The organism is Arthrobacter sp. KNU-44 (assembly GCF_051843155.1).
Classification (GTDB): Bacteria; Actinomycetota; Actinomycetes; order Actinomycetales; family Micrococcaceae; genus Arthrobacter.
Genome location: NZ_JBPXNG010000002.1, coordinates 3,454,392 through 3,472,338 on the forward strand (window position 1 = coordinate 3,454,392; position 17,947 = coordinate 3,472,338).

The window sequence follows — 17,947 nt, forward strand, 5'->3', positions numbered from 1 at the left end:
TTCTAGGCACATGAGGTTCACGGCGCCGGTTGCCCTGCACCGCCGCCCACCGGCGCATCGCCAGCATGGATGCCGTTCGACAGCCACGACAGATCACCCGCGTCGGTGTTGGTCGCGTAGACGCTCGGCCGACTAGCGCCGTAGCGCACGATCGATACGGAGCCGGGCCCCACGGTAATACGCTGGAACAGGTCAAGGTGCATGCCCAGCGCGTCGGCGAGTATTGACTTGATGATGTCACCGTGACTCACCGCCACCCACACGGCTCCTTGCCCGTACTCGGCCTCGAAGGCTGCATCGTGGCGTCGAACCGTTGCAACCGACCGAGCCTGCATCGCGGCCATGGATTCACCGCCGGGAAAGACGACGGCGGACGGTTGGGACTGCACAACCGGCCACAGTTCCTCGGTCGCGAGATCACTGAGCGTGCGGCCCTGCCACTGGCCGTAATCGCACTCGGTGAGATCGGGATCGACCGGCGCGTACGGCGTGCCAGCCTGGCGATCGATGATGAGCTGGGCGGTCTGCTGACAACGCTCAAGAGGGCTCGACACCACCGCGACCAAGGGCACGGCCGCGAGCCGGTCTCCGGTCAGAGCCGCCTGATCGCGCCCGATCTGGTCCAGGCTGACGCCGACCGCCCGCCCGGCTAGCAGCCCAGTAGCATTGGCTGTGGTCCGGCCGTGCCGCACGAGGATAACTGTTGCCATCCACCCAGCCTAACCACCCGCTCGCTGCGGTGGAGCCGATATTTTTCAGCCGGCGGGGAATCGGGGGCTCGGACGGTCCACAGCGAACCGCTCCTCCTCCGGATCCTGCGCGCAGCCCAACGTCGTGGCGATCTCCGCGTTCCGCCGGGAACCGGCTCGAAGCACTGAAAGGTGACCGGGCCGGTCAATACAGCATCAGGATCAACGACCAGTGGCGGATCTGCTTCAGGTGGACAGACGCTGGACCCGACGCGGCACTACGTCTCGGCAAGTATTTTGGAACGTCGGCTCAGTTCTGCCTCAACCTGCAGACGCATTACGATCTCGACGTTGCCGAAGATCGTGCGGCTGGGCAGATCGCGGCCATGACGCCTCTCAAGGTCGCGTGAACAAATCGGTGCGGCTGGTCATCGACATGCCGGTACAGTTCATCTCGCGAGTTATCCACATAACGCAACTCACCCGTCCTGCGCAGCTTGCATTTGGCAATACTTGGTGAATGGGAATCAGATATTACGCATATGCATTCGACGGCGACCTCACTGAACAGGTGCTTTCCGACCCGATGACCTTCGTGTCGGTCGATCCGCTTGCTGATGCTTGGGGCCTTGACCCTGGTGTCGGGACCAGTGGTACCACCTTCGAGCAATTGATATCTGAGCGCGACATGCTCTATCTGGACAAGGCATGGCGGCATCTGCAGGTTCTCACGGCCCCATTGGGGGCCGCCATGGCGGCGCGACCCGCTTTTCGTATGTTTGAAGGCAACGTGACCATGCATGGCGAAGGTTGGGATCCGTGGGTAAGGGCCTTGACTCCGTCCGAGGTTTTGGCGATTGCCCAGGACCTGGACGATATCCCTGATGCGGAGGTGAGGCTGCGGTTGCCGGATTCGCCATGTGTCGATCGGGACCTTGACGTCGAGTATGCCGTTGGCTATCTTCGCCGGGCTCGGGTCTTCGCCACCAATCTTGCCGAGGAGGGGCGTGGCATGGTCTACCTGATCGGGTAACGATCATCCCGTCCTAACCCCAACCGGCGACATCCTGGCTCAGAATATTGGGCCAAGTTTCGACATCTCCCGGGGTGCGGGCCACCGTCAGTGTTGCTTGGGGGAGCAGTGCGGCAAGGGATTCCGCCGTTGACAGCGGGTGGCCCGGATCATCGACCCACGCCAGGATTGTCGTCGGTACGTCGATTCGCGCGACGACCCCAGGGGCAGGAAGATCGCTGAGTGCCGCGCCTCGAAACACTGAAGGCAATAGCGTGTCGTCGACGTCGGGCACCGTCTCCGGCGCACCAATGGTCGCCGGCGGCGGAGGTGCTCCGCGGGTGCTGGCGAGGAACGCCTCGACACCAACGGATTCGATAAGCGCCGCAGCAACCCGGTAGTTTGCAGCCTGTGCAGCTCGGGTTTCCCACGCGGTGGGTGGCACCATGAGCGTGAGCCCGGTAAACCGGTCTGGCTCGCGGGAAGCGGCGTGCAAAAGTGTGCCTGTACCCATGGAGGGACCGACTCCGTGGACGCGTTCGCCCGGAAACCAGTGGTCGAGCAGTCGCAGGAGGTCGTCGGCGAGGTTTTGCCATTGATAATCCGCTGGGACCTTCCGCCCGGTCGACCTGCCATGGCCACGTGCGTCATACCGCAGCAGTCGAGTTCCGCTAAGCCCTCGTCCGAGGTCGAGATTGAGTACCCGGTCGTGCGCCCGGCTTGAGGTGAGGCCATGCAGTTGGACAACCGGGTGTCCGCCTTCGTCGCTCAACGCAACCGCAAGCTCGGCTCCGGGAACCTCGAAAGTGGGCATCAGGCTCCTCGTTTCGTGACTGACCGCGTCCTGTCGAGCAGTCGCGTTGAACATTCAGGCTATCTGGGGCGATAGGATACTGCCATGCGGCTGACCAACGTCACGCACCTGCGCCTACCATTCGGACGACTTTGGGGCTACGACGTCAGTGTGTCGGCGCTCGACCGACGTCTTCCAGTGTCCTTTGCCCAGCGGCTCCATGTGGGAGCGGGCTCCCGGCCCGGCTCCTGGATGGCGATGTCCTTTCGGCTGCCTAGGCCAACTCGTCGTGAGTCAATTGCCGAAGCCTGGCTGGCTGTCATCGCCCGTCACGGCACACTGCGAACCGCCTTCGTGCCCGGTGTGGATGGTGATCCGGAGCTTCACGAAATTGATATTGCTCCTGGAACCTGGGTGGAGCATCAGGTGTCTCCTGGCCAGGCGGTCAATGACGCGGTGCGGGACATTCTCGATGCCGCATGTTCGCCATACCAACAGCCGTCACACCGGCTGTGCGTATTGGAGACTGCTGCTGGACTCACGGTTGTGATTGCAGCCGACCACGCCCACGTCGATATGTGGTCGATGCTGGTGATCGCGCGGGACCTGCTGTCGGCGCTCGATGCTGGGAGCGCAGGCCGTGAACCATTGCCCGGGCAAGTGCCGGCTTTTGTCGAACACACCCAAGCACTGCTGGATCGGAATACCGCGCCGGACCACGTGCGTCACCGATGGGAAGACATCATCGGGGACAGCGGCGGCGTCATGCCGCAATTCCCCCTGCCCCTGGGTGCGTCCGATCCGCAGCGCGAGCGGGTAGAGGTCCGCGATGTGTTCGATCTCGACGACGGTGCCGCCTTTGCCGCACAGGCCCGCAACGACGGTGTCTCGACGCTAGCGCTCGCTGTCGTTGCGATGACAGCGGTGACCCGCGAGTTGGCGGGAACCCCGCTGCGAGCCGTTTTTCCCGTGCACAGCCGCTTCGACGATAACTGGCATGACTCAGTCGGCTGGTTCATTACCAACTCGGTACTTGAGTCCGGGGTCGCCGAGCCGCGCGCCGCAGCTGCGGCGGTAAAAGAGGCTGTGCAGCTTGGCTCGTGGCCGCTCGCGGACGTGCTGGCTCCATGGGGCGGCATGCCCGTAGCTCCTGGTATGTTTGCGATCTCCTGGCTGGACCTGCGCAGACTACCGGTGCGAATCGACTCCGTGGGACTCGACGCCCAGTATGTGAGCGCGACAATCGACACCGACGGCGTGATGCTTTGGTTCATCCTGGACGAGTCCGGTCTGCACTTGAGATGCCGTTATCCCGACACTGTTGAGGCTCGAGCCAACGTCGGCGGATGGCTTGATCTGCTGGTCGCTCGGTTGCAGGCAGATGCGCGATCCTCGGTTCGAGGACTGCTGCGTGTGGCGGGCCGGACCTTCAGGCTGGAACGGGCGAGTCGCGATGATGTTGAGGCCATCGCCACCCTGCTGTCGGATGATCAGTTCGGTCCCGATCGTGAGTGCGTCGAGCTCGAACGATACGAAGCGGCCTATAACCTGGTTGTTCGCGACAACTCCAACTATCTGGGGGTTGTCCGCGATGATTCCGATTGCATCGTTGCCACGATGCAATTGACCGTCATTCCAGGTCTTTCCCGGGGTGGTTCTTCCCGGCTTCAGATCGAGGGGCTGCGAGTTGCGGCCGCCGAGCGTTCACATGGATTGGGCACCGCGATGCTTGAGTGGGCACACGATTTTGGGCGTGCGCGTGGCGCGCAACTGGCACAGGTAACCACCGACGAAGCACGGGAACGGGCTCGCGCTTTCTACACACGCCTCGGATATCGGACCGCCCACGTAGGGCTGAAACGGCGCCTGTAGGCACCTTCTCGGCGCCTCCGCCTCGTCGGTGAGTTTCGAGTAGGCATGGGTCCAGCCCTACGACTGACGGCAGCGTCTTTAGACATTCCAGTGATAGTGGCCGTTTTTGTCGGCGCCTTTGCCTCCGCAGACGTAAGTCCGGCCGTTTGCGGCAACCCCTTGCATGCCGACGTCGGCATTCGGGCAAAAGGCTCCAGGGATGATTCCTTGGATGGTGGTCGGCGCTGGGGGTTGCGGGGCAGCGGGGACAGGGTCCGCTGGTGCGGCTGGTACAACCGGCTCCGGCGCCTGTACTGCGGGTGCCGGTGCCGCCGGGGCTGGTGCGGCGGGAGCTGGTACGACGGCGACCGGCGCCGCCGACGGCGGAGCAGCGGCCGCCGTCGTGGGGGCCTGAGCAGAAGGCGACGGCGAAGAAAAAGTCGGACTGGCGCTGAAGCTTGGCGACGCGGTGGACGTAATCACCGCTGTTTGGCTTGGTAAGTTTCGTACTTCTGAGGCCGGTGCGCCGCACGCGGCAAGCGCCAAGCCGACGGCTACCCCGATAAAGGCACGCCGAATGAAGCGGGTTGAGACCATGATTCCCCCAAATAGACCAGTGAATTGATGAAAGACTAAGCCTGCGTGCGGGGGAAAGCGAGACTAACCGGGTTAGTCGGTTTTCGGGTACCAGACGACGGTCGCGGGCTCGCCGTCGTCGGACTCAATAGCAGGTTCGTCGGTTGGCGGTTGGCCGTGCGCCAAACCAGACCATTGGTACTCTCCGCCGGGGTGAATCTCCGGGAAGTCCGATACCTCGCCCTCGCTGCGTTCTTTGTCGCGGGGACCGCCCTCATACGTGAATTTTTCGCCCATAAACCCAACGTAGACCCCAAGCTGATGTGTGGATACCCCGTGGCGGGTCAAACCGGGCCACCAGGGCAACTTTGGAATATGGTTCTCCAAGAATGGCTTGACGCGAGCAATCGTGCCGCCATTTTGCAGGCTGCGCGACGAAGCTCGAGCCGGCCGGAATGATCCGAAAAATCAAATAGGGGGACAACTTCATGAAGCTGAAATCGACATTAATCGCTGCGGCAGTCACGTTAGCGCTGGCGCTCGTCGGGACGGAAGCGCAGGCAGCGCCTCCGCAATCCGTCGAAGCGTCACGGAATGCCCAGGTTGCCGCATCTATCTACGGCCCGAGCGGCGCCATTGGGGACTACTGGAACACGAACTCGGGCTGGTACTGGTACGGTCAGCCGACAAATTCCGAGTACGGCGCCTGGGACGGAAGCGGCTGGAGCGCCCAGGACTTCGAGCAGGGCACGATCGTCTGGAGCCCGCGGTTCGGGACGTACGGCGTGCGGGGAGCCATTTACCAGGAGTGGAACGGGGATGGAGGCGCCTACTTTGCGCACGTAGGCCTGCCGAAGACCGAGGAGCACGACGTTCCTGGTGGCCGCGTCCAGGACTTCACCAGTGGCTGGATCCTTTGGTCGCCATGGTCGGGCGCCCACCCGGTCCGCGGTGGCATCGCCGGTTCATGGTGGAATGCGGGCGGTCCATCGTCAGCCCTCGGCTATCCCCTGGAAGCAGAAGGCTACGCATACCGCAACGGCGCGAGCCAGAAGTTCCAGCGGGGGTACTACTACTGGTCTGCCGGAACAGGAACACATTCAGTGCGCGGTGGCATCCTCGGACGCTGGGACGCCATGGGTGGCGTCTACCAGTATGGATATCCGCGGACCGAAGAAATCTGGGCACCCGGTGGCACCTACCAGCTCTTCGAGGCCGGCACCGTCGTGTGGAACGGTGCGGTGGGCAACTCGTTCGGTGTTGACGGTGGCATCGGCTCTGCATGGTGGAACAACGGCGGGCCTAACGGACGGTTGGGACTGCCTCGAACGGGCGAATATTATTCCGGATTCGGAGTCTGGGCCCAATCTTTTGACCATGGGACCGTTTATTGGTCCTCAACCCGAGGGACCTGGATCGGCTAGCGCAGCAGGCGGCCCCGGGCCAGAGCTCGCGCCAAACACGCTTCAGTGATGGGGAATTAACTGACAAGAGCCCCGATTCGCCGTGAATCGGGGCTCTTGTCATGTCGCCGTGAATCGCGGAACCACTTGGACGTCCTTCAATGATTGCATCTCGATAACAAACTTTACCGACGGGAAACTTTAGACCCAAACATCCGTTCCGGGCGCTAGGCTACTGCTCATGTGAGACGAGCCACAAGCCTGCTGAGGGGGTTGTGGCAGTCTGCCGGAGTCAACAGCGCCGGCTTTTTCCACTCAAAAAAATAGGAGGCGGAATGCGTTTCGGACGTACTTCCAAAGCAGTGGGAATTGCGGCAATCGCCGCGATCGCACTGAGCGCCTGTGCCGGCAATTCCGGTGGCAATACCCCGTCCACCGGAGCAGCCAAGACGGGTGGCACGGCCACTGTGGTCGAGGTCAACGCTTTCAACACGTTCAACCCCAACACAGCCGACGGCAACACTGACATTAACTCCAAGGTCAGCTACGCAACGCACTCGGGCTTCTACTACATCGACAACAAGCTGAACGTCGTTCACAACGACAAGTTCGGCAAGATGGAGAAGGTCTCGGACAACCCCCTGACCGTCAAGTACACCATCAACGATGGTGTGAAGTGGTCTGACGGCACCCCGGTCTCGGCAGCTGACCTCCTCCTGCAGTGGGCGGCCTTCTCCGGTTACTACGACGACGCCGACCCCAAGGCAAAGACGGGTACGTCCTATTTCTCCTACGCTGGTGATAACACGGGCCTCAGCCTGACGGACTTCCCGGAGATCAGCAACAACAACAAGACCCTCACGCTCAAGTACTCCAAGCCGTTCGCTGACTGGGAGATCGTGCTTGGTGGTCCCGGCATTGACGTTCCGGCCCACGTCCTCGCGCAGAAGGCCGGCCTGAAGGACACTCAGGCCTTGATTGACTTCTTCAAGAGCAAGCCGCGCGGCGACTCCAAGGCACCGCTTCCCGCCGACGCGAAGCTGAAGGCAATGTCGGACATGTGGAACACCGGCTTCGACACGAAGACGCTTCCCGCTGACCCGACCCTGTTCCTCTCAAACGGTCCTTACATCGTCAAGAGCATGAACCAGGACCAGTCCCTCACGATGGTCCGCAACAAGGACTACAACTGGGGACCGACTCCAAACCTTGACGAAATCACCGTCCGGTACATCGGTTCGGCACCGGCCCAGGTGCAGGCCCTCAAGAACGGCGAGGCGGACATCATTGCCCCGCAGGCTTCCGCGGACACTCTCGAACAGTTGAAGGCACTCTCCAGCCAGGGCGTCACTGTTGATCAGGGTAACCAGTTGGCCTTCGACCACTTGGACCTGAACTTCTCGGGTCCGCTGGCCGACCAGAACGTACGTACCGCCTTCATGAAGACTGTGCCCCGCAAGGACATTGTCAGCAAGATCATCGGCAAGCTTGATCCGAACGCAAAGCCGCTGGACTCGCAGATCTTCGTTCCCCAGCAGGCTGCGTACGCTGATTCCGCCAAGAACAATGGCTCCTCGGCCTTCCAGGACGTGGACATTGATGGCGCCAAGAAGCTCCTGAACGGCGCTACTCCGGAAATCCGCATCATGTACAACAAGGACAACCCCAACCGTGTTGACGCTTTCTCGCTGATCCGCGAATCCGCCACCAAGGCGGGCTTCAAGATCGTCGACGGCGGCCTGGGCAAGTCCGACTGGGGCAAGGCCTTGGGCAAGGGCGGCTACGATGCCACCATCTTCGGTTGGATCAACCCGGGCGTCGGTGTCTCCGGCGTTCCGCAGATCTTCAAGACCGCTGGTGGCAACAACTTCAACCAGTTCAGCAACACTGACGCTGACAAGTTGATGGAAGAGCTCGTGGTCACCACCGACCGCAGCAAGCAGGACGATCTGCAGAAGCAGATCGACAAGAAGATCTGGGACAGCTCTTACGGTGTGCCGCTCTTCCAGTCCGTGAACGTGGACGCCTACAGCGACCGCATCACCGGTGTGAAACTCATGCCGAACCAGACTGGCGTTTGGTGGAACTTCTGGGAGTGGGCTCAGAAGTAAGGCCCAACTAGCGCGCAATATCGCCAGCCGAGGCGCCGGGACCGACGTAACATGGTCCCGGCGCCTTCGGGTTGGCGAACCGGCACATTGTCTGCTTCCCCACCGACCTCAAGCAGGGAAGGGGCACGATTCTGCGATAGGCGCCGGAGACCCCGGGCCTGGATTTCGAGGTTCTTCACCATGGTGACCTATATCGTCCGGCGGCTCGTAACCGCCGCATTCATACTCCTTGGAGCATCCTTCCTGGTGTATCTCCTGACGGCGTTGTCCGGAGACCCCTTGGAAGAGCTCCGCACCAGCAGCGCGCCGAACCGGCAAGCACTGATGGATGCGCGAATCAATCTGCTAGATCTCGACACGCCGGCGCCGCTGCGCTATTTCAAGTGGTTGGGGGGCGCCGCCCAGTGTCTGGTTCCCTTCGGCAATGCGTGCAATCTCGGTAAGAACATCGCTGGGCAGCCAATCACGGAGGCGCTCGGCTTCGCGCTGGTCCAAACCCTGACGCTCGTTACCGGTGCGACAATTCTTGCGATCCTCATTGGCATTTCGCTCGGCATCGTGACGGCACTCCGCCAGTACAGCGCGTTGGACTACGGCGTAACCTTCATGGCGTTCCTGTTCTTCTCCTTGCCGATCTTCTGGGTAGCCGTTCTCCTGAAGGAATTCGGTGCCATCGGCTTTAATGACTTCCTGCGAAATCCGGAAATACCGCCGGTCGTGGCTCTTGGAATCGGGGCCGTCCTGGGCGTCATCGGGGCCGTCGTCGTCGGCGGTGCGGTGAAGCGTCGACTGATCGTCGGAGGCTCGGTCTTTGCGGCCGTTTCGCTTATTCTCTTCTACTTCTCGCTGACCCAATGGTTCCGCAATCCGGGCCTGGGGCCGGTCATCATCGCCATCATGGGTGTGGGAATCGCCTTCGGAATCACGATATTGGTTTCCGGACTCAAAAACCGCAAGGCCCTCCAATCGAGCCTGATCGTGGTGGGCATCGGCGTGGTTGCCTACTTCGCTGTGCAACCGCTGCTCAATGACGCGACCGGGCTCATGATCTTCCTCCTGGCAATCGCCACCATCTTGGTTGGCGTCGCGGTGGGGTACTTTATGGGCGGTTACGACCGCGGCCAGTCCATGCGCGCGGCAGGACTGACCGCCTTCCTGGTCGGGTTCCTGGTGGTCGTGGACAAATTCATGCAGGCTTGGCCGTCCTACTTCAACAACAGCCGGGTGCGCGGGCGTCCGATCGCCACAATCGGGGCCGGAACCCCGAACATCCAGGGCGATTTCTGGATCATGTCGACAGACACCTTGACCCACCTCATCTTGCCGACGATTGCCCTCATCCTTGTGTCGTTGGCCAGCTACACCCGGTTCACACGCTCGTCGATGCTCGAAATCATGAACATGGACTACATCCGGACTGCGCGGGCAAAGGGCCTGAGCGAACGTTCCGTGATCATGGGCCACGCCTTCCGGAACGCCTTGATCCCGATTGCAACGATCGTCGCCTTTGACATCGGCGCGTTGATCGGTGGTGCCGTGATCACGGAAACGGTCTTCTCCGTTCGGGGCATGGGATTCCTGTTCATCGACGGATTGCTGCACACTGACCCGAACCCGGTGATGGGCGTGTTCCTTTGTGTTGCAATCACCGCCATGGTCTTCAACCTGATAGCGGACCTCGCGTACTCCGCGCTCGACCCACGCGTAAGGATCAAAGCATGAGCCAGCCAACCCAAGAGGAAGAACTCCTCGCGCAACAGGCGCTTGCCGAAGCTGCAGCCACCCACGCAAGCAGCGAAGTTACCAGCGGCCTGAGCCAGGGCCAGATTGTCCGCAAGCGGTTTTTCGGCCACACCGGCGCCCTGATCGGGCTCGCGGTTTTTGCAGTGATCTTCCTGCTTGCTTTCACCTCGGTGGGCGCATTCGGGATTCCCGGATGGTGGAAGTACAACCATGTGGATGTTTCGCCTTTGGTCAATGACGGCGTCCCCACCTCCTCGTTTTGGCCACTCGCTTGGGGAGAACACCCCTTTGGCCAGGACCGAATTGGACGCGATCTGTTTGCCATGACCATGCGCGGTGCGCAACAGTCCATTACGGTCATGGTCCTGATCGGCGGCATCGCCGGCGCGGTCGGCGCAATCGTCGGGGGACTCGCCGGCTATTTCCGCGGCTGGGTCGAAGCCATCCTCATGCGTCTCACCGATGTCATCATCATCATTCCGTTGCTGCTCCTCGCGGCCGTTGTTGGCCAGATAGCCAACCGCAGGGATGAGGGAAGCTGGCTGACCGGATTTGCCGCCAACAACGGCGTCGTCGTCCTCGGCATCTTTCTCGGCTTTGTGAGCTGGGTGGGCCTCGCCCGCCTGGTCCGCGGTGAATTCCTGACCCTGCGCGAACGGGAGTTCGTAGACGCAGCCAGGATCTCCGGAGCGTCCAACGCAAGGATCATCTTCAAGCACATCCTCCCCAACGCCGTCGGTGTGCTGATCGTCAACGTGACGCTGACCATGTCCGCGGCGATCCTGCTCGAGACGGCCCTCAGTTACCTGGGCCTCGGCGTGAAGGCTCCCGACACCTCGCTCGGCCTGCTGGTTGCCCAGAACCAAGAAGCGTTTGCCACGAGGCCGTGGCTGTTCTGGTTCCCAGGCCTATTCATCATCCTCATCTGCTTGAGCATCAACTTCATCGGAGACGGCCTGCGGGACGCCTTCGATCCGCGGCAGAAGAAGTTCAAAGCCAAGACCGCCGTCGAAACCACGCGCCACTCGAGCACGACGGCGCCGCTTGCCGACGCCTCGAAAGGCAGCTGAGTGCTACCCGTCCAGGGAAACCTCCTAAAGGAAGACCGCCCAGTAACTGGCCGCGGCCAGGACTGCCGTGGCTGCTATCCGGAACCATCCGATGGCAACGGTCACCGAAGCGTCTTCAGCCCGGCCGGGTTCCACACGCCCGGCCTCTACGAGGTCCTGCCAACGGGTGCGCACGAGGATCGCCGCGGCGCCGGAATCGGTGTTCTTGAGATCTCCGGGGCGAACCGAGCTGTTGGGGCCGTAGGTGGTGCCCGGGAGTCCTTTGAGGTGCTCTGGGCGGGCATTGCGCCCACCCCAGATTCCCGGCGCGGGAGCAGCCCACGCCGGATACTTCTTGCGGGGTGTCACCAGCGTGAGGGCGTAGCGGGTATCAACCTGCACGAGGGCATCCCACGGAACATCGATGGTCCGGAAGGGATTCTCCAGCGCGACGCCGGAATCGCGGACCACCACAACCGGGCGCCAGAAGAGCAACCAGCCAAGAAACGCCACGAAGAGCAGGGGAGTGGCTCCGGGAAGGGCTCGCGGTCCGGCTGCCACGAGCGTAACGACCACTCCGAAAACGGCAACTGCCCAGCAGATCCAAGCGAATATCTTGCTGGTGCGGGCCTTGAAAATTTCGACATTTCCGGCATACGGCGCTCTGCTCATGCCCCTAATAATTCAGGATTCCGGGCCACTTCACTAATCACCCCTTGGAGGGTGGCCCGGTCGGAAGGGAAGACCCAACATGACTGACAACGCCAGCCCCGAACCGGAGGCCACCCACCTCGAGACCGAGTCGGATAAGAGCACGCGCGGGGCCATGGTCCTGGAAGTACGCGATCTCAGCGTCGACTTCGGTGTGGACAAGAAATGGGTCCCTGCCGCCATTGGACTGAACTACGAGGTCAGGGCCGGCGAGGTCCTCGCGATCGTCGGTGAGTCCGGTTCCGGCAAGAGCGCAAGCTCCATGGCACTGCTCGGCTTGCTGCCCAGCAACAGCCGTGTCCGGGGGAGCGTCAAGCTCTCGGGCAAGGAGCTGCTAGGTGAGAAGTCAGGCAACATCCGGGAAGTCCGGGGCAAGGATGTTGCGGTCATCTTCCAGGAGCCCATGACCGCGCTCAACCCCGTTTACACCGTGGGTACACAGATAGTGGAGACGATCAGGCTGCACAACTCGATCTCCCCCGATGAAGCGAGGCAGCGGGCCTTGCGCATGCTCGAGCTGGTGGAGCTGCCGGACCCGGAGAAGGCCTTCAAATCGTATCCGCACCAGCTCTCCGGCGGCCAGCGGCAGCGAGCCATGATCGCGCAGTCGTTGTCCTGCGATCCCAAACTACTAATCGCAGACGAACCCACCACTGCCTTGGATGTGACTGTCCAGGCTGAAATCCTGGATCTGATGCGGAACCTGCGCAACAAACTGGACAGCGCTATCGTCCTCATCACACACGACATGGGCGTTGTGGCCGACCTCGCCGATCGAATTGCCGTAATGCGCCAGGGCGTCATCGTGGAGAGCGGCACTGCCCAGCAGATCTTCAGTAACCCGCAGCACGAATACACGCAAGCTCTTCTCGCTGCTGTTCCCCACTTGGGACAGGGTGCTGACAGCGCCGACGTCGACGTCACCGCGGCATTGGCTGCCGCTACCCACGCTGAGCTGGAATCGGTCGACCACGATGAGCTGGTCCGCCGGGAACTCGAGAACCAGGCTGCTTTGAAGGCAGCGGCGGAAGAAGCAGCCAAGCCCAAGGGCGAGCCCGTGCTTGAACTGATCGACGTGGCCATCGAGTACCCCAAACAGGGCCGGGTTCCCGCGTTCCGAGCCGTCGAGGGGGCCAACCTCGTGATCTACCCCGGCCAGGTGGTAGGCCTTGTCGGCGAGTCCGGGTCGGGCAAAACGACCATTGGACGCGCCGCCGTCGGGCTCTTGCCTGTAGCCGCGGGCAGCATGCGTGTGGTGGGGCAGGACATTTCCGCCGCGAAGCGGAACGGAAAGCAACTGCACGAAGTGCGGCGGGACATCGGCATGGTGTTCCAGGATCCGTCGTCGTCGTTGAACCCGCGGCTGCCCATCGGCGAAAGCATCGGCGAACCGATGTATCTCGCCGGGGTCGCCAAGGGCGTCGATCTGCAGAAACGGATTGAGACTCTCCTGGACCAGGTGGAACTGCCGCGTGGCTACCGCAACCGATATCCGCATGAATTGTCAGGTGGCCAGAAGCAGCGCGTCGGCATTGCCCGGGCGCTGTCCCTTCAGCCCAAGCTCATGGTTGCGGATGAGCCGACGTCGGCGCTCGACGTTTCGGTGCAGGCAAAGGTCCTGGAACTTTTCCAGAACCTGCAGAGGGAGCTGGGATTCGCGTGCCTGTTCGTCACGCACGACCTTGCCGTGGTTGATGTGCTCGCAGACCGGATCTGCGTGATGCAGCGGGGCCGGATCGTGGAACAGGGCACCCGGGAGCAGATCCTTCGCAATCCGCAGGAGCCGTACACGCAGAGGCTGCTGGCAGCGGTGCCGCTTCCGGACCCTGAGAAGCAGCGTGAGCGTCGGGAACTGCGCGCCCAGCTCATGGCCGCCGGGATCGAGTAGCAACCCGGAGCAGTTCGCGGCTGCTGCCGCAACCGCAAAAGAGTCCCTGTGGCCATTGGCCGGCAGGGGCTCTTTTTCGTGGTTGTTTTCGTGGTTGTTTGAGGCGCCGGGTGTGTCTGTTGTACCTCTTTGGGTGCCAGAAATAGCCCTACATTCCGGGGAAAGATAAGGGACAGGCATGTCGAGTTTAGCAAGGGAACACCTATTGCGTGAAATGACTGCTTCATTTACTTGAAATGACTGCTTCATTACTGAAACTGTCAAGTGCACACTTCACTGTTCATGCCAATGGGATTCCATATTTCGGACAAGGTGTGGTTAGGATTACACATCCATGTAGGCCGCGTCACAGGATAATTCTGTGTCCGGCCCCGGGGGCAGCTATGAGTTGCCCCGACCCATCCCCCTGAATCCATAGGAGGCGGAATGCGTTTTTCGCGCACTTCCAAAGCTCTTGGCTTGCTGGCAGTCGCCGCACTTGCCCTCACCGGATGCGGCAGCTCTGGCTCCGGAAGCAGTGGCCCGACCGCTGCCGGCGATCCGAACAAAATCATCACCGCATACAGCAATGAACCCCAGCACCCCCTGATCCCTTCCAACACCAACGAGGTGTACGGTGGCCGCGTTGTCGACCTCCTGTTCGAAGGCCTGACCAGCTACGACGCCCATGGCAAGTCCGTGAACGCACTCGCGGAATCCATTGACACGAGCGACGGCCAGAACTACACCATCAAGGTCAAGAAGGGCGCCAAGTTCACCAACGGCGAGGCAGTCACCGCCAAGAGCTTCGTTGATGCTTGGAACTTCGCCGCACTGAGCACGAACGCCCAGTCCAGCAGCAGCTTCTTCGAATCCATCGAAGGCTACGACGCAGTCAGCGCCGTTACGAAGACCAAGGGCGCGGACGGAAAGTCAACGTCGACTCCCGCACCGACCGCCCAGACCATGTCCGGCCTGGTGCTGAAGGACGACTCGACCATCACGGTCAAGCTGGCCCAGCCGGAGGCCGACTGGCCGCAGCGCCTCGGCTACTCCGCCTTCATGCCGCTTCCGGCCGACGCCCTCAAGGACCCGAAGGCCTTCGGCGAAAACCCGATCGGCAACGGCCCGTACAAGATGGCCGCCAAGGGTGCCTGGCAGCACGACAGCCAGATCGCCCTCGTCAAGAACCCGGACTACCAGGGCACGCGTATGGCCAAGAACGGCGGCGTGACCTTCAAGTTCTACACCGACCCGGCTCCGGCTTACACGGACGTCCAGGCCAACAACCTTGACGTTACCGACGTCCTGCCGACGAACGCGCTGAAGACCTACACCACGGACTTCCCGGACCACAGCCTCAACAAGGCCTACGCCGGCAACGCAACCCTGAACATCCCGAACTACCTGCCTGAGTTCCAGGGACCCGCCGGCCAGCTGCGCCGCCAGGCCATCTCCATGGCGATCAACCGCGATGAGATCACCAAGGTTGTCTTCAACGGCACCCGCATTCCTGCGAAGGACTTCACGTCCCCGTCCATCGATGGCTACAACGCCAACGTGACCGGCTCCGACGTTCTGAAGTTCGACGCCGCGAAGGCCAAGGACCTCTGGACCAAGGCAAACGCCATGAGCCCGTGGCCCGCCGACAAGGTTCTTCAGCTCGCGTACAACACCGATGGTGGCAACAAGGAATGGATTGACGCCGTTGCCAACAACCTGAAGAACAACCTCGGCATCAAGGCCGAAGGCCAGCCGTTCGCCAAGTTCGCCGAGATCCTGAACCTCCGCACGGCCAAGACCCTTCCGGGCTTCACCCGCGCCGGTTGGCAGGCAGACTACCCGTCGCTGTTCAACTTCCTCGGCCCGCTGCTGAAGACCGGAGCCAGCGCCAACTACGAGGGTTACAGCAACCCTGAGTTCGACAAGCTGCTGACCGAGGGCCTGGCTTCCAAGTCCACGGACGACGCCAACAAGAAGTTCACCCAGGCGCAGGAAATCCTCTTCAAGGACCTTCCGAACCTGCCCCTGTGGTACCAGGCACGCCAGGCCGTATGGAGCCAGAACGTTAGCAACGTTGACTCCGGCTGGAACGGCGTCCTGCTGTACTACAACATCACTGCAAAGTAGTCCTACTGGACTTGTTCCAAGCTCGTTAGCGTATGGGGGTCCGGCCAAAAACCGGGCCCCCATGCCTTGATTCGGCACGAAAGCTGTCCCTAATGAATCCCCACATTTTCAAGAGCGCTAAGGAACCGTTGCTGTGACCCAGTACATCCTCCGGCGTCTGCTGCAGGTCATTCCCGTGTTCCTGGGAACCACCCTGCTCGTGTACTTCATGGTCTTTGCCCTCCCGGGCGACCCCATCCGCGCCCTGTTCGGCGACCGACCGCCGAGCGAGTCCGTCATTGCCGCGCTGCGCCAGCAATACAACCTCGACCAGCCGTTCTGGGTCCAGTACGGCCTGTTCCTCAAGAACCTCTTCACGTTCAACCTCGGGGTGGACTTCACCGGCCAGCCAATCGCCGCCACCCTTGGCCGCGTTTTCCCGGTCACAGCCATGCTCGCCGTCGAGGCCCTGGCCATCCAGGCTGTCTTCGGTGTGGCCTTCGGCCTGATTGCCGGCCTGCGCAAGGGGAAGATCTTCGACTCCACCGTGCTGGTCGCGTCCCTCGTGGTCATTGCCGTACCGACGTTCGTCCTAGGCTTCGTCCTTCAGCTCGTCGTTGGCGTACAGCTCGGCTGGGCGAAACCGACCGTTGGATCCAACGCGGATTGGGGCACCCTGATCCTTCCGGCCACGGTCCTGGGCCTCGTGTCCTTTGCCTACGTGCTGCGCCTGACCCGCGCCTCGGTCATTGAAAACATGAACGCCGACTACGTCCGGACCGCAACCGCAAAAGGCCTCTCGCGCCCCCGCGTGGTCCTGGCCCACATCCTGCGAAACTCCATGATTCCCGTGGTCACCTACCTGGGCGCGAACCTGGGTGGCTTGATGGGCGGCGCGATCGTCACCGAAGGCATTTTCAACGTGCCCGGCGTCGGCCAGAAGCTCTACCAAGCAGTGATCCGCAGCGAAGGCCCCACCGTCGTCGCCATTGTGAGCGTGCTGGTACTGGTCTTCGTTGCCGCCAACCTGTTGGTGGATCTCCTTTACGCCTGGCTTGACCCGAGGATCCGTTATGAAAAGTAACCGTCAGATCGAGCACTTTGTTGCCCCCATCGACGAGACACCGCTGCTGGCGACCGATACCCTCAAGGTCGACGCAGCACCCCTGAGCCTGTGGGCGGATGCTTGGCGGAAGCTCCGCCGTCGGCCGCTCTTCATCATCTCGGCGCTCATGATTCTGCTGCTCCTCGTGGTCGCGTTCTTCCCTGGCCTGTTCACGCAGACAGCACCGAACGACAACTGCCAGCTGGGCGACTCCCTCGCGGGTCCCTCTGCCGGCCACCCCTTGGGATTCACCTTCCAGGGCTGTGACATCTACTCGCGCGTCATCCACGGCACGCAGGCATCCTTGACTGTCGGCGTTGTCTCCGTCATCTTCGTCCTGATCATCGGGGTCACCCTCGGTGCGCTGGCAGGCTTCTTCGGCGGCTGGGTTGACACCATCATTGCCCGCATTGGCGACATCTTTTTCGCGTTGCCTTTGGTCCTCGGTGCGCTGGTTGTTACCCAGCTTCCCTTCTTCCGCGAGAACAAGAGCGTGTTCACGGTGGTCATGGTCATCGTGATGCTCGGCTGGCCGCAGATGGCCCGCATCACCCGCGGTGCCGTGATCGAGGTCCGCAACGCGGATTTCGTCACCGCCGCACGCTCGCTCGGCGTCTCCAAGATCGGCACGCTGGTCCGGCACGTGGTTCCGAACGCGCTTGCGCCGATCATCGTCCTGGCCACCATGGAGCTTGGCGTCTTCATCGTGACGGAAGCAACGCTGTCCTTCCTTGGCATCGGGCTGCCCGGCAGCATCATGTCCTGGGGTAACGACATTTCCGCAGCGAAAGACACGTTGCGCACCAACCCCGAGGTGCTGATGTTCCCCGCAACAGCACTGTCCATCACGGTCCTGAGCTTCATCATGCTTGGCGACGCGCTGCGTGACGCCCTTGATCCCAAGAGCCGCAAGCGATGAAGGAGGCAA

At 61.9% G+C, this 17,947-nt stretch carries 16 protein-coding genes; 12 read left to right on the top strand and 4 right to left on the bottom strand.

All coding sequences use genetic code 11. The annotated features are described in order from the left end of the window. Positions 1-17: 17 nt before the first annotated feature. A complete protein-coding gene (locus ACSVHC_RS17240) occupies positions 18-710 on the bottom strand; it encodes a histidine phosphatase family protein (protein WP_437770938.1) in 693 nt (230 codons plus the stop codon). A 29-nt stretch (positions 711-739) separates the two neighbouring features. Here ACSVHC_RS17240 and ACSVHC_RS17245 point away from each other — a divergent pair, with 29 nt between their 5' ends. Together ACSVHC_RS17245 and ACSVHC_RS17250 are read left to right on the top strand one after the other, a co-directional pair. Beyond that, a complete protein-coding gene (locus ACSVHC_RS17245) occupies positions 740-1,099 on the top strand; it encodes a type II toxin-antitoxin system RelE/ParE family toxin (RefSeq protein WP_437774073.1) in 360 nt (119 codons plus the stop codon). A 110-nt stretch (positions 1,100-1,209) separates the two neighbouring features. Then, positions 1,210-1,722 carry a hypothetical protein gene (locus ACSVHC_RS17250; protein WP_437770937.1) on the top strand — a complete coding sequence of 171 codons (513 nt, stop codon included), beginning with the start codon at positions 1,210-1,212 and terminating at the stop codon, positions 1,720-1,722. 13 nt (positions 1,723-1,735) lie between these two features. On the opposite strand, the gene ACSVHC_RS17255 is transcribed toward ACSVHC_RS17250, so the two are convergent. After that, entirely contained in the window at positions 1,736-2,515 is a 780-nt protein-coding gene (locus ACSVHC_RS17255; protein WP_437770936.1) for an alpha/beta fold hydrolase, read from the bottom strand. 84 nt (positions 2,516-2,599) lie between these two features. On the opposite strand from ACSVHC_RS17255, the gene ACSVHC_RS17260 reads away from it, so the two are divergent. Then, a complete protein-coding gene (locus ACSVHC_RS17260) occupies positions 2,600-4,366 on the top strand; it encodes a GNAT family N-acetyltransferase (protein ID WP_439181159.1) in 1,767 nt (588 codons plus the stop codon). Between the two features lie 199 nt (positions 4,367-4,565). Then, positions 4,566-4,760 carry a hypothetical protein gene (locus ACSVHC_RS17265; RefSeq protein WP_437770934.1) on the top strand — a complete coding sequence of 65 codons (195 nt, stop codon included), beginning with the start codon at positions 4,566-4,568 and terminating at the stop codon, positions 4,758-4,760. A gap of 254 nt (positions 4,761-5,014) precedes the next feature. Here ACSVHC_RS17265 and ACSVHC_RS17270 read toward each other — a convergent pair whose 3' ends face one another. Next, the gene (locus ACSVHC_RS17270) at positions 5,015-5,218 is read right to left on the bottom strand and encodes a hypothetical protein (RefSeq protein ID WP_437770933.1); all 204 of its coding nucleotides are present in this window, start codon (positions 5,216-5,218) and stop codon (positions 5,015-5,017) included. A 191-nt stretch (positions 5,219-5,409) separates the two neighbouring features. Here ACSVHC_RS17270 and ACSVHC_RS17275 point away from each other — a divergent pair, with 191 nt between their 5' ends. The 4 genes from ACSVHC_RS17275 to ACSVHC_RS17290 all read left to right on the top strand — a co-directional run bounded on the left by ACSVHC_RS17275 (position 5,410) and on the right by ACSVHC_RS17290 (position 11,248). Further along, entirely contained in the window at positions 5,410-6,345 is a 936-nt protein-coding gene (locus ACSVHC_RS17275; protein ID WP_437770932.1) for a hypothetical protein, read from the top strand. 314 nt (positions 6,346-6,659) lie between these two features. Then, complete coding sequence (locus tag ACSVHC_RS17280; RefSeq protein ID WP_345449152.1) at positions 6,660-8,435, top strand: ABC transporter family substrate-binding protein; 1,776 nt, start codon at positions 6,660-6,662, stop codon at positions 8,433-8,435. Between the two features lie 180 nt (positions 8,436-8,615). Next, entirely contained in the window at positions 8,616-10,157 is a 1,542-nt protein-coding gene (locus ACSVHC_RS17285) for an ABC transporter permease (RefSeq protein ID WP_437770931.1), read from the top strand. Beyond that, a complete protein-coding gene (locus ACSVHC_RS17290; RefSeq protein WP_437770930.1) occupies positions 10,154-11,248 on the top strand; it encodes an ABC transporter permease in 1,095 nt (364 codons plus the stop codon). Before ACSVHC_RS17285 ends, ACSVHC_RS17290 begins: the two co-directional genes overlap by 4 nt. Before the next feature lie 24 nt (positions 11,249-11,272). On the opposite strand, the gene ACSVHC_RS17295 is transcribed toward ACSVHC_RS17290, so the two are convergent. Further along, complete coding sequence (locus ACSVHC_RS17295) at positions 11,273-11,899, bottom strand: PH domain-containing protein (protein ID WP_437770929.1); 627 nt, start codon at positions 11,897-11,899, stop codon at positions 11,273-11,275. 154 nt (positions 11,900-12,053) lie between these two features. Between ACSVHC_RS17295 and ACSVHC_RS17300 the strand changes: the two genes are divergently transcribed. The 4 genes from ACSVHC_RS17300 (at position 12,054) to ACSVHC_RS17315 (ending at position 17,938) form a co-directional block, all read left to right on the top strand. Further along, on the top strand, positions 12,054-13,826 hold the full coding sequence (locus tag ACSVHC_RS17300) for an ABC transporter ATP-binding protein (protein ID WP_437774072.1): 1,773 nt from the start codon (positions 12,054-12,056) through the stop codon (positions 13,824-13,826). Between the two features lie 426 nt (positions 13,827-14,252). Then, positions 14,253-15,935, top strand: coding sequence for a peptide ABC transporter substrate-binding protein (locus tag ACSVHC_RS17305; RefSeq protein WP_437770928.1), 1,683 nt, complete (start codon positions 14,253-14,255; stop codon positions 15,933-15,935). A gap of 133 nt (positions 15,936-16,068) precedes the next feature. Then, complete coding sequence (locus ACSVHC_RS17310) at positions 16,069-16,998, top strand: ABC transporter permease (RefSeq protein ID WP_059387472.1); 930 nt, start codon at positions 16,069-16,071, stop codon at positions 16,996-16,998. Further along, on the top strand, positions 16,988-17,938 hold the full coding sequence (locus ACSVHC_RS17315; RefSeq protein WP_236812066.1) for an ABC transporter permease: 951 nt from the start codon (positions 16,988-16,990) through the stop codon (positions 17,936-17,938). Before ACSVHC_RS17310 ends, ACSVHC_RS17315 begins: the two co-directional genes overlap by 11 nt. Positions 17,939-17,947: the final 9 nt, after the last annotated feature.

Excerpts from the sequence above, each read along its gene's own strand:
- ACSVHC_RS17240 (WP_437770938.1), bottom strand. The coding sequence starts at position 710 with ATGGCAACAGTTATCCTCGTGCGGCACGGCCGGACCACAGCCAATGCT.
- ACSVHC_RS17250 (WP_437770937.1), top strand. The coding sequence starts at position 1,210 with ATGGGAATCAGATATTACGCATATGCATTCGACGGCGACCTCACTGAA.
- ACSVHC_RS17255 (WP_437770936.1), bottom strand. The coding sequence starts at position 2,515 with ATGCCCACTTTCGAGGTTCCCGGAGCCGAGCTTGCGGTTGCGTTGAGC.
- ACSVHC_RS17260 (WP_439181159.1), top strand. The coding sequence starts at position 2,600 with ATGCGGCTGACCAACGTCACGCACCTGCGCCTACCATTCGGACGACTT.
- ACSVHC_RS17265 (WP_437770934.1), top strand. The coding sequence starts at position 4,566 with ATGATTCCTTGGATGGTGGTCGGCGCTGGGGGTTGCGGGGCAGCGGGG.
- ACSVHC_RS17270 (WP_437770933.1), bottom strand. The coding sequence starts at position 5,218 with ATGGGCGAAAAATTCACGTATGAGGGCGGTCCCCGCGACAAAGAACGC.
- ACSVHC_RS17275 (WP_437770932.1), top strand. The coding sequence starts at position 5,410 with ATGAAGCTGAAATCGACATTAATCGCTGCGGCAGTCACGTTAGCGCTG.
- ACSVHC_RS17280 (WP_345449152.1), top strand. The coding sequence starts at position 6,660 with ATGCGTTTCGGACGTACTTCCAAAGCAGTGGGAATTGCGGCAATCGCC.
- ACSVHC_RS17285 (WP_437770931.1), top strand. The coding sequence starts at position 8,616 with ATGGTGACCTATATCGTCCGGCGGCTCGTAACCGCCGCATTCATACTC.
- ACSVHC_RS17290 (WP_437770930.1), top strand. The coding sequence starts at position 10,154 with ATGAGCCAGCCAACCCAAGAGGAAGAACTCCTCGCGCAACAGGCGCTT.
- ACSVHC_RS17295 (WP_437770929.1), bottom strand. The coding sequence starts at position 11,899 with ATGAGCAGAGCGCCGTATGCCGGAAATGTCGAAATTTTCAAGGCCCGC.
- ACSVHC_RS17300 (WP_437774072.1), top strand. The coding sequence starts at position 12,054 with ATGGTCCTGGAAGTACGCGATCTCAGCGTCGACTTCGGTGTGGACAAG.
- ACSVHC_RS17305 (WP_437770928.1), top strand. The coding sequence starts at position 14,253 with ATGCGTTTTTCGCGCACTTCCAAAGCTCTTGGCTTGCTGGCAGTCGCC.
- ACSVHC_RS17315 (WP_236812066.1), top strand. The coding sequence starts at position 16,988 with ATGAAAAGTAACCGTCAGATCGAGCACTTTGTTGCCCCCATCGACGAG.